This window comes from Ottowia caeni (assembly GCF_050821495.1).
Taxonomy (GTDB): domain Bacteria; phylum Pseudomonadota; class Gammaproteobacteria; order Burkholderiales; family Burkholderiaceae_C; genus Ottowia; species Ottowia caeni.
Genome location: NZ_CP151080.1, coordinates 131,176 through 146,806 on the forward strand (window position 1 = coordinate 131,176; position 15,631 = coordinate 146,806).

The window sequence follows — 15,631 nt, forward strand, 5'->3', positions numbered from 1 at the left end:
TTTCTCCTGAAATCGTACAAAGCATAGGCCTACCCCTCAGAATACCATTTGGAGAGTGGTCTCCAGAGATCCACCGACTCGTGAGGGTTACGCAAACCATCCCTGGCCAAAAGAAAACCCACCGAAGTGGGCCTCTTGTCGAAGTTGCTTGCGCTTACTGGCGGCGCATTCTCCGAACAGCAAACAACGCCATCAGGCTGGCCAGGAAAATCATGGCCCACTCGCTGAGGGTTGGAACGGCGACCGGGGCCCGGGGCGCGATCGGGGAACCACCATTGATCAAGACCGACATCAGGGCTCCTGACGATGCAGTCCAAGAACTTTCGTTATCTTGCCAGTCAGCATCCAGCAGGAACAGGACACCGCTTCCTTGAACCTTGCGCGCCAATTGAACACCACTCGGACTAAATCCACCCAAGGGAGTTATTAAAGCGTCGGCATTAACAACTGGCGTGAGATCATACCCGCATGCTTGGTTACCAGGCGCCGTCTCCACAAGGCCAGGATTTGACGTCCAGAATGGATCTGCAGGATTCAGCTTAATTGCAGGCATGGCATTATCACTACAACCGCCAAGACTATTCGGAGTTGTGAGGGCAGTGCCGTATATTTCGTTATAAACCGCCGCAGATATGGAATACTCAGTAATAATCACGCCACCAGCATTGAGGTAGGCCAACCACGCAGCACCGTTACCCGGGATAGCTCCATGGCGGGTGACAAAAAGAGCCCTCGTGTCACTATCTGGCGTGCATGTAAATGACTCATTCAGAACCCCAATCCCCGAATACAAAGTCGCACCCGATCGCTCCGTGCTTCCACAGAAATTAATATTCGGACGAGCCGCCAATGCAGACTGTGCGGCAGCCATGATAAAAATCATGGCAATTATTTTGCTGAAAATTTTCACAAATCCCTCTACTTTCCACTTTAAAAATTATGAATTTATTATCAGCTCACAAAATTCACGGAAAAAATCAACTCTGTGACGGAGAAAATCCAAAAGACAACTGTCACTGAATGAAATACATCTTGAACAAGAAAGTATTCATTAAAATGAATCGCAGTGAATCATGAGCTTGCAAAGCGCTGGAAATTCTCTGCTTGCGTGACAATTCTGTAAAGCGAAAATTTCTTGCCTGACCACAGAAACACACGTTCTTGTCGCGACAATAGACTTTTTCAAGTTCATCCAAGGCAGCGACCACAGCACGCGAAGTGATGTTCAAGTGATGTTCAAATGCCCACACATCCAGGAACGTATGCACGTTCGTCCGTAAATAGCTACCCGCATGCCTTTCGAGTTCGTCGACCCCACAAGATGTCCGCTCTGCAATGCACCGAATCAGTGTGCAGCAGAACTTGCGGTAGTAACCAGCCAACCACAGGCACCATGCTGGTGCATGAAAATCAATATCAACAACAAACTGCTGGATCAGATACCGCCAGAATCGAGGGGCAAAGCCTGCATCTGCCGCACCTGTGCCGCAAAAGGCTCTGAATAACTCCCTTCATGTCCCGCTCTCGCTCAGCCCCACTCGATACTTCCGTTGAAGCATTACGCGCGCACTACGGCGAACGCTACCGCTGGCTCTTGCTACTGGCCGTACTGGTCGGCACCATGGCCTCGATCATGTCGTCCACCGTGGTCAACGTGGCCATTCCGGGACTGTCCCACCAGTTTTCTCTGGGACAGGAGCGCGCGCAGTGGGTAACTAGCGGCTTCATGGTGGCCATGACGGTTTCGATGCTCACCACGCCATGGCTGCTGTCGCGCTTTGGCTATCGGGCCACCTACAGCGGCTGCATGTGGCTGCTACTGACGGGCGGCCTCGTCGGTGGCTTTGCACACAATTTTCCGCTGGTTCTGGCAGCGCGCGTGGCCGAAGGACTGGCCGCTGGCGTAGTGCAACCTATTCCGGCCATCATCATCATGCGCGCGTTCCAGCCGCACGAGCAAGGTCGGGCCATCGGCATGTTCACCATGGGCGTGGTGCTTGCGCCAGCGATGGGACCTTCCATCGGGGGCGTGCTGGTCGACTGGTTTGGCTGGCGCTCAATTTTCTTCATGGTGGCCCCTTTTTGCATAGCCTCGCTTTGGCTGGCACGCCGCTACGTGCCCACCACAGGGCCGGGCGGTGTGGTGCCCAGCCGCTCTGAATCGCTGGACTGGGTAGGTCTGCTGATCGGAACCGTTGGCACCCTGAGTTTGCTCGATGGCCTTGTTTCACTGCGCACAGAACCTGCTGCTCACGCAGGCGGCCTGCTCGTTCTGGCGCTTGTCTGCTTCGGCGTCTTCATTTGGTGGCAGGGTCGGCGCGCTCGCCTGGGTCAGGCGCCGCTGATGAACTTGCGCCTGTTCTCCTGGCGCCCGTTCGCCATGGGCAGCCTGGTCGCCATGATTTACGGTACAGCGCTGTTCGGCTCCACCTACCTGCTGCCCGTGTACATGCAGATGGGACTAGGCTTGTCGGCCTCCAGCGTAGGCACCGTGCTGCTGCCCGCCGGCTTGGTACTTGCCCTCGCCATTGCTGCAGTATCGCCATGGGCCGACCGCCTGCCCGCCAACAGCCTGGTCAGTATGGGCCTGGCGATTCTGGCGCTGTCTTTCGCCTTGATGGTGACCGTGGGCCCCAGTGGCAATATGTGGCTGCTCGTGACCTACAGCATCATCGGCCGCATCGGCCTGGGCTTCATATTGCCTTCGCTCAACCTGGGCGCCATGCGCGGACTGGAAAAGGATCTTATTTCACAAGGCTCCAGCGTCATCAACTTTGTGCGCATGCTCGGCGGCGCCGTCGGAGTGAGCTTGTGCGGCATTGTGCTCGAATGGCGCCTGGGGGTGTATGGTGTCTCACTTTCTGGCGGCAGCACGCATCCCGAGACACGGCTGGCGGCCTATAACGAAGTGTTCCTCATGTTGGCAGTCCTGTGCACCCTGGCCATGCTGGCTGCGAGACATCTGGGCAGTCATGGCGGCGCCAACTCGGGAGCGGACATCGCCGCCCAGACCAGGCAGTAGTGTCCCCAGGGATGTCCTGCATAACCCTCGCGAGTCGAAGGTAGTGCGGATCGGGATGAGGCGCAAGGCGTCTTTTTGCAGCCAATAGCCCAGCTATTGGCAAGAAAAGCAACGCAGCGGATCGCCCGAGGCCGTGCTGCCACAGACCGCAGGGAGTTATGCAGGGCATCCCTGTTATTGCCCTAAACTCCTAGGGATGTGTCAATTATTGGGAATGAACTCCAACACTCCGACGGACGTGACTTTTTCGTTCGCCGGTTTCGCGCAGCGCGGTGGCCGCACCGACCACCATGCGGACGGCTGGGGTATCGCTTTTTTGAGGGACGCGGAGCGCGGCTGTTCGTGGATCCTGGGGCCGCCGCAGAATCACCGGTAGCCGATTTGATTCGCAGCTATCCCATCAAGAGCAATAACGTGATCTCCCACATCCGCAAGGCTACGGTTGGCGCGGTCAAGCTGGAAAATTGCCACCCCTTTGTGAGAGAGCTCTGGGGACGCTACTGGGTGTTTGCCCATAATGGCGATCTCAAAGACTACGCCCCACGCCTGCACAGCCACTTCCGCCCGGTGGGGTCAACTGACAGCGAACAAGCCTTCTGCTGGCTGATGCAGGAGCTCGCGAAGTCTCACGCCACCGTGCCTCCTGTGCATGAACTCACGCGCACGCTGGCGGAGCTGGTGCCGAAAGTGGCCCGATTCGGAACGTTCAATTTCCTGCTTTCCAACGGCGAGGCTTTGTGGGCGCATGCATCGACCAAGCTTTGCTACATCCTGCGCCAGCACCCGTTTGCCACCGCTCAGCTTTCAGATGATGATCTGGCGGTCAATTTTGCCGACCACACCACGCCTAACGATCGCGTGGCAGTGGTGGCCACCACACCGCTCACCTGCAATGAAACCTGGACACCGTTTGAGCCAGGCGAGTTGAAGGTGTTTGTAGATGGTGCAATCCCAGCTTGAAAGAATCCGGGTAGGTTGGCGCTGAGCGCAGCGAAGCCCAACGAACGGAGGTTCGGTGCTGAACCCTTTGTTGGGCTTCGCTGCGCTCAGCGCCAACCTACAGCATTGTCAGTCTCTCACAATGCTTCGTTGCGTCCGCCTCGAACCGTGGTTTCCCTCAGCGCACGCCGCACTACCGGCGGATCCTCAGCGATGTGGAATGCCAGCTTGCGCTCACGCAAGGCCGCATCAGCCACACTGGTGCGATCCAGGCGGCGCAGGTGATCAGTCCAGGACGTGTCTTCGACCGCCTCCACGAAACGCCCCGGGTCGTTGATGTCGGAAAGAAGCTCCCACGCCAGCGCACCCTGGCGCAAACGGGAACGGCGGCTTTCCTCCATCAGTGCTCGAAAAGCCGGCGCCTTGGCCGGATCAATCCGATACTCAATGGTGACCAGCACATGCCCGCTTTCCGGCGGGGTACTGGCTTTCGCCGATGAAGACATGGGGCCCGCTGGCCGAATGTCTTCCATCACGCCGCGATCAGGCCAGCGCCAGCAGATCAGGGCCATCATCACTATGCCGCTGACAGAACCTACCGCCAGGGCAATGGGAACGCTGCCCGAAGTGGCCACCTGTCCCCACACAGCCGCGCCCATCGCGGTGGCGCCCATGATGCACATCTGGTACATCGACATGCCGCGTGCGCGAACCCAGTCGGGCAGGCTCATTTGAGCAGACACGGTGAGCGAGTTGGCCGTGCTGAGCCAAGCCGCCCCGCTGAAGGCCATGGCCAGTATGCCCAGCCATATGTTGGTATTGAAGGCCATCACTCCCATGGTCATCGCCTGTACCGCGGCGCCGACCAGTATCAGACGATCCCGCGAAAAAGCCTGTCGCAGGCGCGGTAGTGCAAAGGTGGAAAGTACCGCTCCACCCCCCATGGCCGCAAGCAATACGGTGAACGTGCCGGCGTCTCCACCTTTGATGTCCCTGGCCACCAGCGGCAGCAGCGCCATGAGTGCGGTGGAATGGAAAAAGAAAATGGCCACCCTTGCCATCACGCTCTTCAGGTGGTAGGACTGCGCCACGTACTGCAGCCCCACGCGCATGGCACCCGTCAGCCGTTCGCGCCCCAGCGGATCGGGCGTATGCTCGCGCCGCCAACGCATGATGACCACCGCTGCCACCACCGACAGCACAGCGTTGAGCAAAAATACCCAGGCGCTGCCGAGCGCCGCAATGATGCCCCCCGCTAGCAGCGGCCCCACGATGCGCGAGGTGTTCATGGACATGCCGTTAAGTGCGAGCGCCGCCGGCAGCTTGCTGCGCGGCACCAGCTCCGGCACTATGGCGGCAAACACGGGCCAACGCAATGCCAAGCCTATGCCGTTCAAGGAGATCAAAAGCAGAAGCAGCGGCGGCGTCATCATGCCTGTGAAAACGGCTAGCGCCAGCAAGCTTGCCACCACCGCCACCCAGATCTGAGTAAAGGCGAGAAACCGCTTGCGATCAAGAATGTCGGCCAGCGCACCGGAAGGCAGGCCCAGCAGGAACACCGGCAACGTGGCGGCTGTCTGCACCAGCGCAACCCATATGGGCTTCGACGTGAGCGTGGTCATCAGCCATGCTGAAGCCACGTCGTTCATCCACATGCACAGATTGGCGACCAGCCAAGTGCCCCACAGCATGGAAAACACGCGGTGCGCAAATGGAGACAACGGACCGTGCTCGTCTTTGGCGGGCGATGTGGCGGATGCTGCCGCCGAATTTTCGAAATCAGGCATGAACAGGGATGATAGTCGTCTCACCCAGCGTGGAGCCTGCACGCCCTCCCGATAAAGCAAAAAAATGCCCCGGAATGACAGGGCCGCGCAGCCGAACTTCTCCTACACCCATGCTGCATCCTTGCCCACCCCCGTCAAGGCGCAATACCCACGGCGCTCCACCATGCATCCATTCATGATGAACGCACCAACTTCACGGAGATCACTCATATGCTGCATTACGCCGTCGTTTTCTTCATCATTGCCATCGTGGCCGCTGTATTCGGCTTTGGGGGAATAGCCGCCGGTGCGGCGGGCATTGCCAAGATACTCTTCGTCGTTTTTCTGATCCTCGCCGCGGCAAGCCTGCTGTTCGGCCGAAAATCCTAGCGGGTTTTCTTAACTGCCTTCTCCACCGCGTCGATGTAGAGTGCGGGTACGTCGCACCCCGTCTGGTCCAGGATTTCCCTGAACCCGGTGGGGCTTGTGACGTTGATCTCGGTGACCTTGGCACCGATGATGTCGAGCCCGATCAACAGCAAACCCCGCTTGCTGAGCACTTGGCCGATGGCACGCGCCGTGGCTCGGTCAGAGTCCGTAATGGGCTGAGCCACCCCTTTACCCCCCGCCGCCAGGTTGCCGCGAACCTCCGTTCCTTGCGGGATACGGGCCAGCACAAAGGGTGCAGGTTCGCCATCGATAATGATGACCCGCTTGTCGCCCGCCGTGATCTCCGGAAGGAATTTCTGGACCATGAACGTGGTGGCACCATGATGATTGAGCGTTTCCGTGATGGATCCGAGGTTGAGTCCGTCCGGCCCTACGCGAAAAATGCCCATACCGCCCATTCCGTCCAGCGGTTTGAGCACGATGTCGCGATGCTCTGCATGAAATCGCTTCACATCCTCCGCGGAGCGCGTCACGAGCGTGGGCCCGACGAACTGGGGAAACTCCATCACGGCCAGTTTCTCCGGATGATCTCGCAAGGCCCCGGGCCGGTTGACAACGCACGCACCCTCCCGCTCGGCCTGCTCCAGAAGGTGGGTGGCATAGATGAACTCGGCGTCGAATGGTGGATCCTTGCGCATTAGCACTGCATCGAACTCAGCCAGAGCCACGTCGCGCACGGCGGTTTCGGTGAACCACACGTCTTCCGCCCCGGTGAGCACGATCTCGCGCACATTTCCCCGCACTTTTTGGCCATTTTCCCAATGCAGATGGGCTGGCTCACATGCAGCAACGGTGTGCCCGCGGCGCACAGCCTCGCGCATCATGGTGTAGGTAGTGTCCTTGTAGGTCTTGAAGGATTCGATGGGATCAGCGACAAATAACAGTTTCATGATGAAGGTACCTTAACCCTAAAGCCGGCAGTTGGACTGCGCCCTCGCGGATCGTGATCGGACGCGAAGCACGCTCTCGCCGCGGATGAACGCTATGGAAGCATCGAAATTGAGTGTGCATGCGATTTTTCTGAAAATGGCATGCGGTTAACTGCCGGTTTTGGGCCACCCCGTAATGTTGCACAAAGTACGAAAAGCTGCCGAACCACCAGTCTGAATCTACCCCCCGGCTGAAGCTTATGTGCTGAGAAAGAGAAAATGCAGGGTTTGCGCGTTTGCCGCCTGCCACGCCCCTATCCGCTACTACCGTGAGGAATCCGCATGATCAACCCCAGCCCCGACGCCCTGGCCGGCGTGCGCGTGATCGAGATGGGCCAACTCATCGCCGGGCCATTCGCCAGCAAGACACTGGGTGAATTCGGCGCTGAAGTCATCAAGATCGAGCCGCCGGGAACTGGAGACCCGCTGCGAAACTGGCGCCTCCTGAAAAACGGCACTTCGGTTTGGTGGCAGGTGCAATCACGCAACAAACGCTCCTTAGCCCTGGATCTGCGTGAGCCCGAAGGGCAGGCCGTTGCACGCCAATTGATCGCCCATGCCGACGTGCTCGTCGAGAACTTCCGCCCTGGTACGCTGGAAGCTTGGGGCATGGCGCCGGAGCAACTCCACGCACTCAACCCAGGCCTGGTGATTCTGCGCATTTCCGGCTACGGGCAGACCGGCCCTTACCGCGACCAGCCTGGCTTTGGTGTGGTGGGCGAGGCCATGGGCGGCCTGCGCCACCTAACGGCAGAACCCGGGCGCGTGCCCGTGCGCGTCGGTGTCTCGATTGGGGACACCCTCGCAGCTTTGCATGGCGTGATCGGGGTAATGATGGCGCTCTACCATCGCCAGGCGAATGGCGGAAAGGGTCAGGTGGTGGATGTCGCCTTGCACGAGGCCGTGTTCAACGTCATGGAAAGCCTGATCCCAGAATACAGCGCTTTTGGGGCGGTGCGGGAGCCCGGTGGCAGTGCACTTCCCGGCATTGCACCTTCCAACGCCTACCCTTGCCAAAATGGCTGGGTCATTGTGGCGGGCAATGGCGACAGCATATTCAAGCGCCTGATGCAGGCCATTGGTCGCGATGATCTGGCCAACGCCCCCGATCTGGCCAACAACGCCGGCCGCGTGGCGCGGGTGGAAGAAATTGATGCAGCCATAGGTGAATGGACTCAAGCGCTTACCGTGGAGGCCGTGATGAACCACCTCGCGACAGCGCGAGTACCTGCGGGGAAAGTCTATACCGCAAAGGATATTGCGCAAGACCCCCACTACCGGGCACGCGACATGATTTTGCAGCAGCAAACACGAGACGGCTACACAGTAGAGGTGCCGGGCATCGTGCCCAAGCTCTCGGGCACCCCAGGGAAGATACGAAGCAGCGCTCCGCATGTGGGCGACGACACCGACAGCGTACTGCAGGACATGGGGCTCTCGGCAGAACAGATCGCGCAATTGCGGGAGAGGAAAATTATTCAGTAAGGGCTGAAATTGCGGATAGGTTTCTACTCAGGTGGAAGCCCCATCGGGATAGGGGGTCATATCTCGACTTTGGAGCCCAACTCCACCACCGCGTTACTCGGCAAATTCATGAATTCGGCTGCGGCGCTGGCATTGTGGTGCATCTGGGCGAAAAGCTTCTCGCGCCAGGGCGCCATGCTGCCGCCAAAAGTGGGGCTGACAATGTCGCGCGAGAGGAAATAGCTGGTGCTCATGGGGTTGAGGTCAATGCCTCGCCCGGTAATGTGAGCCAAAGCCTTCGGCAGGTCGGGATCGTTCTTGAAGCCGTAGTGCACGATCACCTGCCAGCAATCTCGGCCCAGAGGCTCCACCTCCAGCCGCTTGTCCAGTCCGACCCAGGGTACCTCGTGGCTGCGCACGGTGACAAACAGGTTCTGGCGATGCAGAACCTTATTGTGCTTCAGGTTATGCATCAGGGCGTTGGGAACCATGCCGGGCTCGGCTGTCAAAAATACGGCGGTGCCCTCCACTCGCTGGGGAGGGGAGATAAAAATGGCGCGGAGAAAATCGTCCAAACTGATGGCAGTCGATCGGAGCGAGTTATTAAGCAACGCGCGACCGTCTCGCCAGGTGAGCATGAGTGCGAACACAGCGCCGGCAATGACCAGCGGAAACCAGCCTCCGTGGGTGAACTTGAGCAGATTGGATGCCCAGAACAGGATATCGATCGTGAAAAACACGCCAGTGGCTGCCAAGCACATCAGCAGGGGCAGTCTCCAGGCGTAGCGAATGACAAAGAACGTGAGCACAGTGGTGATCAGCATGTCGGTCGTCACAGCAATACCGTATGCCGCGGCCAGGTTGCCAGAAGAACGGAACATGCCCACCGCGAGCACGATCAGAGCAAACAGCGCCCAGTTGACCAGGGGCATGTAAATCTGCCCTGCCTCCTTCACACTGGTATGCAGCACCTGCAGACGCGGCAGGTACCCCAGCTGCATCACCTGCTTGGTCACGCTGAAGGCCCCTGAGATCAGCGCCTGAGAGGCAATAACCGCCGCCGCAGTGGCCAGCGCGACCATCGGCAGCTGGGCCCAGTCAGGCGCCATCATGAAGAACGGGTTGGTCTTGGCGTTCGGCTCGGCCAGCAGCAGCGCTCCTTGCCCGAAATAGTTGAGCGTGAGCGCAGGCATGGCAATGAAGAACCAGGCGATGCGAATGGGTTTCTTGCCAAAGTGCCCCAGGTCGGCGTAGAGCGCCTCTGCGCCGGTCACGCACAGCACAATGGCACCCAGCAGAATGAAGGTCAGACCTGGGTAATGCCAAGCGAACTTCAAGGCGTGCCATGGGTTCAATGCCCAAAGGATTTCGGCGTGGTCGGCGATCTGATAAATACCCAGTGCCGCAATCACTGCGAACCAGACCAGCATCACAGGGCCAAAGAACTTGCCAATACCCGCCGTGCCACGTTTTTGAACGGCGAAGAGCAAGGTCAGCACCACCAGCGTGAGCGGAATGACATATTGTTTGAAGGTAGGCGACACCACCTCCAGCCCCTCCATGGCGCCGAGCACGGTAATGGCGGGCGTGATCACACCATCGCCATAGAACAGACAAGCCCCGAAAATGCCCACAGGCATCATGATGGCGTGCAAGCGGGGTCGGTCTGCCACCGCGCGTGAGGCCAGCGTCAGCATGGCCACCAGCCCGCCTTCCCCGTTGTTGTCGGCGCGCAGCACCAGAACGACGTACTTGAGTGAGACGATGCTGGTCAGTGTCCAGAAGAACATGGACAACACCCCGTAGATGTTGTCCGGAGTGAACTCGACGTGACCGCCGCCGAACACCTCCTTGACGGAGTAAAGCACGCTCGTGCCGATATCGCCATAGACCACGCCGACCGCGCCGACGATGAGCCCACCCAGAGAGGATTTCGATGAGGACACAAGAATAGCTTCGCTTGGCTGAACCAGGCAGGAGTCTCGGAGGACGCTATTTTGCGCCCGCCGGACTTAGGTTGTATGCCCCTGTTGGGGTGGCGCAACTCCGAGACAATCAAGCCGTAGGCACTCAAACACCGAGTCACCGACTATACCCAGATCGCCACTCATGCATGGTAATGCAACTCGCCTGCAATTGGACAAAGGCACCCTGAGCCCATCCGCTGCACCCATAGCCCGCAGCACCGAGCGCCTGCAAGGCTGCTTGCAAATGTAGGACCACAAACCCGACGGATCAACGATTGACCGTGAATTGCCTTCAACATGACCAAGCAAAACAAAGCCCCCCTTTCCTTCAATCAACTTTGGATTTAGCTACAAATCCATAACTGATTGACGTTCCCTCTGGCTTTCCACTTCCGCCACAGCCATGGCAACAAAGCGAACCACTGCCAATAGCCCGTAGCGGCGCATACGAGCGACACAAGAAAAGCATCAACTTCACCTAACAGATCAATTCCGGCCAGAAGTGCAATCACCCCCACCAATGCGACCAAGAGCCAACCGCTTGGGAACGTTATCAAAAGCATGAACACTGCATGACGCATGAGTATCTCGTACTTCAACTGAGGATCATCTTGCGCTTGGTAACTCGTCATGGTCCACGCGAATATTGAGACATTGATTGCTAACCATAGCAATATGAGGATGGATCGTTTCGTCGCCATTGTTATCGCCGCACGCAACGTCTTTCACAGGTTCTGACAACATGCTCCATGTATTCTTGGCAGCCAGTAGCAAGAGACACCAATTCCATAAGCAACACAACTGGAATTTAGTAAACAAAAATTCGGCACACTGGCAGCAAAAATGACAAGAACGCCTCCGGTTTGTGACACCAAGAGACACATCCCACCCTACCTCCCGAATTTTTCAGAGACAAATCTCAGCAACAAGAGGTACCCAATAGCAGCAACAAAGAAGATTGGCTCGCTCACGTGCGTTTTTAGCCATTCATATGAGAGCCCCAATACTCCCACACCAGAAAGGTATATCCAGATTTTCTTCATTTTCGGCACTTGCAATCGTTAGCGCCACCCGCATGAGTTGCCTGTTTGACTACATACTTGGCACCCTGAAACACTCCTTGCGTAGCGATATCTCCTGTAATACTTGAAGTATGAGCCTGGATACGGCGGGAAATCTTTGCGGCGCGATTCACCGTACGCGCCCGATCGAATTGTCCCGCCAACGTCGAGATCGCTCTGCCGGAGTTAATAGTATTTTTGCCTACGAGCAACCAGCCAGGTGCAACAGCACCGGCTGCAGCGGAAATGCCAACGTCGTACCAGTTGTAGTTACCGATATCAAGCAAATCACACCCCGCACGGTACCTGTTAAGTGCCTGGACGCCTAACTCAACCACCGCACCAATCGCCGCACCAGGTAGGCCCACTTCTCCGTCCGGATCGATGTAGTTCATCGGATCTCCGCCAACATAGCCAAACAAATTCAATCCCCCACTCTCTTCAATCGGATCCCTGGACAACCACCTGCCCGCAGCCGGCTGATAACCTCGGTACCAAGTCAGATTGATCCCACTATCATGGTGCTGCCACATGCCCGCATAGCCCACGCTCGGCATCAGTCCACTTTGCGCCACCCCGCTGCCATAAGCGCTGTAGTCCTGCCGCCCGATCACTTCGCCCTGCGCATCCACCATGGCCCGCACACTGCCTAAATGGTCACGGGCATAGTAGCGGTGATACGGCGCCGCGGCTGACACTTCTCCCTGACCGTAGTACAGCGCATCTATCTGCCCGTGGACATTGACGCGGGCGCAAGGCGTGTATTCGTCGCACCACAGGTAAGCGTGCCGCTCGGTGGCGCTGACACTGCCGATCAATCTCCCCTGCGGATCTCTTTCAAAATCAGTGCGCAGGCCGCTGTACTTGTTCTTCACGCCCAGTAGCTGCCCTGCGCTGTCCCAGCCATAGTAGTTCCAGGCATCTTCGCGGGTCTGGCCTGCCGCATCGACTACCCAGCGCTGCACCATGTCTCCGCTTTGTTCCACCACGGCATTGCCGCTGTCGTGGGTGAAGTGACTGAACCCACTGTCATCATCGAGCAGGGTGAGGTTGTCGGCCTCGTCATAACCGTAACTGCCCAGTGTCTGAATGTTCAAGGTGCGCAGATCCTGAACCAGGCGCCCTGAAGGATCGTAGCTGTAGTGGTGATGATCCGAGCCCTGCTGGCTGCTGACCAACTGGCCCAGGGCGTTGAAGCTGAAATTCAAGCGCGCATCCCACGACACCGGTGTGGCTCGCCACATGGGCGCAAAGGGTTCCTGGGAAACCACTGCGCTGCCCAAGGGCGGTGTGGCTTCAAGATTTCCCGACTGGCACTGAGGGGCGGCAAAGCCGATCTGGCTCAGAGCCCGATCCTTCGTATTGTCTTCCCAGGCATAGTTGACGCGCCAGGGCCGGTCTTGCAGTGCCTGGCCCGTCGGCTGGCTGGTTTGGCCGAGATAGCTCATGACAAACTTGCCCAGCGGGTTTTGCTCCGAGTACAGGCGCCCGATCTGGTCATACTCATAGCTGCTGACAAATTGGCCATCCAGGGTACGGGTCGTGACGCGGCCCAGGGCATCATAGGCATAGGCAATCTGGTGCTGAGAACTGATGCCGTTATTCAAGTTGTACTGCACGTTCCGGCTGGCCACCTGCCCTGCCCCGAGGATTCCAGCGGGATGGTACTGGTAGGTGGTGGTACTGACCTGATTGTGCGAGCTGATCAGGCGCGGGTACAAGCTGTCGTACTGCGCGTTGACCATGCCTGCGTTGGCATAGGGCCCTCCACTGTATTGCCAGCCCAAGGGCTGATCATCCATGCTCCAGGCCAGGGTGCGAACATGCCCCAGCGGATCGCTCTGGCTGCTCATGCGTCCGGCACTGTCCCATGTGGTCACTTGCGTGTCGCCATTGGGATAGATTTTTTTGGTGATCCGGCCTTGAATATCGCGCTCCCAGCGCGTGGTCTGGGCTTTGCCGTCAGTTACCGCGATCAGGCGGCCATCAGGATCGTAGTCGTAGCGCACTGTGATGCCACCGGGATCGGTCTGGCTGACCAGACGGCGGTTGGCATCCCACTCATAGGTGGTGGTCTGCTCCATGCGGTCGGTGTGTGCTGCCAGATCGAGCTTGTCGTAGTGCATGCGCTCGCTGCTGCCATCGGGGTAGGTGATGGCAGTCTGGCGGTTGAGCGCGTCATAGCTGAAGCGAAGGGTGTAGCCCTCGCTGTCGGTCTGGCTGGCCATGCGGCCCAGGCTGTCCCAGGTGAAGCTTTGCTGCACCTGTCCGGCAGGGTTGATCACGCTGACAAGCTGCCCCAGGCTGTCATAGTGATAGCGGGTAACGTTGCCGAGAGCATCGGTGATGCTGGTGACTTGGCCGAGATCGTTGTGGCTCAGTCGGGTGGTTTGGCCCGCAGCGTCTGTGATGGTCAGCGGCAGATGATGGGCATCGTAGGTCAAGCTGGCGATGGTTTCCTGACGGCTGCCGGCCGATTGGCGGGCAGCGATGCGGTCGATGCCGTTGGCGGCATAGTCGAAACTGGTTTGGCGCCCTGCAGGGTCGACCTGACTACTGACTCTGCCCTGCGCGTTGTAGCTGATTCGGTGGATCTGGCTGCTGCCGTCGGGCAGCTTGCGGGCGATGGCATTGGGGTTGTTGGATTTGGGCGACTGAAACCCGGTGCTGCTCTGGCCGTTATAGAAGTACCAGATGTAGCTCTCAAGAGGAGGCTTCTCGGCTTCAAGGGTATTGGCAAGGACAGAGTGGTCTCCGGCTGCATGTTGCCAGTGGCGGATATGCGCCTTTTTGTAGTCGATGCTCGTGCCCATGATTTTCATGGTGGTCTTGTTCCAGTAAAAGGAATTGCGCGAGCTCATGTAACTGTTGAACACGCCAGGTGCGTTGGGCACGCTGGGGATCTGATCTGCGCCCAGGCTGAACGACAGCCCGGGGGCGCCGTGCATCATTTCCTGTCGCTCAGTATGGCCAAGCGGGTCTGTGATCTGAGACCACCACCGGTAGCCGTTCTGTCCGGTGACGATCTGTGTGGTGCCATAGGGTGTGGTGACGCTGCTGATCGCGCCGGCTGCGTCGTAAGCCATCTGGCTGGTCAGGCCGATGACGTCTGTAATGCTTTGCAGCCTTCCATGGGCGTCGTAGCTCAAAGTGGCCTGTCTGCCACCAAAATCGGTGACACGGGTGATACTTTGGGGCAGAGCTTCGTTGTCGTAAGCGAAACTGGTGACGCGCCCCAGTGGGTCAGTCAGGCTGCTCAGGCGCTCGTGCTCATCGTAGGTCAGTTGCACGCTGCGGCCCTGGGGGTCGGTGACCGCGCTGAGCCGGATACGCCGTTTGCCGGCGGCCAGGGTTTCGGCCTGGGCATACACCTCCATATTGCCGTCGGGCAGGATGCGCTGGTACTGCACAGGGTTGGTGCTGCTCAGGATCAGCTTCGCCTGCGAGGTGGGCTCAGGGGCAAAGCTTCCGGTGGCAGGAACGTACCCGGTGTAGCTCAGGTGGCCACCGTCGCGTGCGAAGATCTTTACATTCTGCCCTGGCGTGGCAGGCGCATCTTCCAGCCAAGCCTGCCAGTTATGCCACCAACCGGGGCCCGCATGGCCGCCTGGCAAGCTCGCAGGTGTCTGCCGGCCGCGCGTGGCATAGCTCAGGCTGAACGCGGTGCCCGGCCCCACGATGGCGGTGCTCAGCAGCGGGGTGTCATGCAACTGCGCTGCCGCATATACATTGCTGGCAAGCCCGCAGACGACCATGCCTATGGATCCCCCTATGCCACCGGGACCACCAGGAAGACCCGGCCCACCAAAACCGCCCGACCCTCCACTTGGGCACCCTGGCTGACCTGGCTCGGCTGGCGCTGGGGGTTTGGACGTCACGCCTGCGTGCACACCCAGGCTCAAGCACAGCGTTGCACCTAGTAGCCACCGACGCAGGCGGCCAGGGCAAATTTTATTCTTCGAAGTCATTTCTACGTTTTGCAAACAGGGGCGCAATGGGCTTGCCGACAAGCGTCTGAGGAGAAGCGCGGGCC

At 58.7% G+C, this 15,631-nt stretch carries 10 protein-coding genes and 1 pseudogene; 5 read left to right on the plus strand and 6 right to left on the minus strand.

Going from position 1 to position 15,631, the window contains the following annotated elements; genetic code table 11:
* Nucleotides 1–154: 154 nt before the first annotated feature.
* Complete coding sequence (locus AAAK34_RS00680; RefSeq protein ID WP_231697703.1) at nucleotides 155–910, minus strand: IPTL-CTERM sorting domain-containing protein; 756 nt, start codon at nucleotides 908–910, stop codon at nucleotides 155–157.
* 382 nt (nucleotides 911–1,292) lie between these two features.
* Between AAAK34_RS00680 and AAAK34_RS00685 the strand changes: the two genes are divergently transcribed.
* The 3 genes and pseudogenes from AAAK34_RS00685 to AAAK34_RS00695 all read left to right on the plus strand — a co-directional run bounded on the left by AAAK34_RS00685 (nucleotide 1,293) and on the right by AAAK34_RS00695 (nucleotide 3,982).
* Nucleotides 1,293–1,505 carry a cysteine-rich CWC family protein gene (locus AAAK34_RS00685; protein WP_231697704.1) on the plus strand — a complete coding sequence of 71 codons (213 nt, stop codon included), beginning with the start codon at nucleotides 1,293–1,295 and terminating at the stop codon, nucleotides 1,503–1,505.
* Nucleotides 1,506–1,513: 8 nt separating this feature from the next.
* Entirely contained in the window at nucleotides 1,514–3,022 is a 1,509-nt protein-coding gene (locus AAAK34_RS00690; protein ID WP_231697705.1) for an MFS transporter, read from the plus strand.
* A 196-nt stretch (nucleotides 3,023–3,218) separates the two neighbouring features.
* Nucleotides 3,219–3,982 (plus strand): annotated as a pseudogene (locus AAAK34_RS00695) (class II glutamine amidotransferase).
* Nucleotides 3,983–4,098: 116 nt separating this feature from the next.
* Here AAAK34_RS00695 and AAAK34_RS00700 read toward each other — a convergent pair.
* Nucleotides 4,099–5,748 carry an MFS transporter gene (locus tag AAAK34_RS00700; protein ID WP_231697706.1) on the minus strand — a complete coding sequence of 550 codons (1,650 nt, stop codon included), beginning with the start codon at nucleotides 5,746–5,748 and terminating at the stop codon, nucleotides 4,099–4,101.
* Between the two features lie 210 nt (nucleotides 5,749–5,958).
* Between AAAK34_RS00700 and AAAK34_RS00705 the strand changes: the two genes are divergently transcribed.
* Nucleotides 5,959–6,117, plus strand: a complete 159-nt coding sequence (locus AAAK34_RS00705) for a DUF1328 family protein (protein ID WP_231697707.1) — start codon at nucleotides 5,959–5,961, stop codon at nucleotides 6,115–6,117.
* Here the strand turns inward: AAAK34_RS00705 and gshB are convergent.
* Complete coding sequence (gene gshB, locus AAAK34_RS00710; RefSeq protein ID WP_231697708.1) at nucleotides 6,114–7,067, minus strand: glutathione synthase; 954 nt, start codon at nucleotides 7,065–7,067, stop codon at nucleotides 6,114–6,116. The two genes, AAAK34_RS00705 and gshB, sit on opposite strands and share 4 nt — an antisense overlap.
* Before the next feature lie 321 nt (nucleotides 7,068–7,388).
* On the opposite strand from gshB, the gene AAAK34_RS00715 reads away from it, so the two are divergent.
* Entirely contained in the window at nucleotides 7,389–8,591 is a 1,203-nt protein-coding gene (locus AAAK34_RS00715) for a CoA transferase (protein WP_231697709.1), read from the plus strand.
* A 56-nt stretch (nucleotides 8,592–8,647) separates the two neighbouring features.
* Here AAAK34_RS00715 and AAAK34_RS00720 read toward each other — a convergent pair whose 3' ends face one another.
* From AAAK34_RS00720 to AAAK34_RS00730, 3 genes are all read right to left on the minus strand, one after another.
* Entirely contained in the window at nucleotides 8,648–10,516 is a 1,869-nt protein-coding gene (locus AAAK34_RS00720; protein ID WP_231697710.1) for a potassium transporter Kup, read from the minus strand.
* Nucleotides 10,517–10,881: 365 nt separating this feature from the next.
* Nucleotides 10,882–11,169 carry a hypothetical protein gene (locus tag AAAK34_RS00725; RefSeq protein ID WP_231697711.1) on the minus strand — a complete coding sequence of 96 codons (288 nt, stop codon included), beginning with the start codon at nucleotides 11,167–11,169 and terminating at the stop codon, nucleotides 10,882–10,884.
* A 407-nt stretch (nucleotides 11,170–11,576) separates the two neighbouring features.
* On the minus strand, nucleotides 11,577–15,566 hold the full coding sequence (locus tag AAAK34_RS00730; protein ID WP_431777626.1) for an RHS repeat-associated core domain-containing protein: 3,990 nt from the start codon (nucleotides 15,564–15,566) through the stop codon (nucleotides 11,577–11,579).
* Nucleotides 15,567–15,631: the final 65 nt, after the last annotated feature.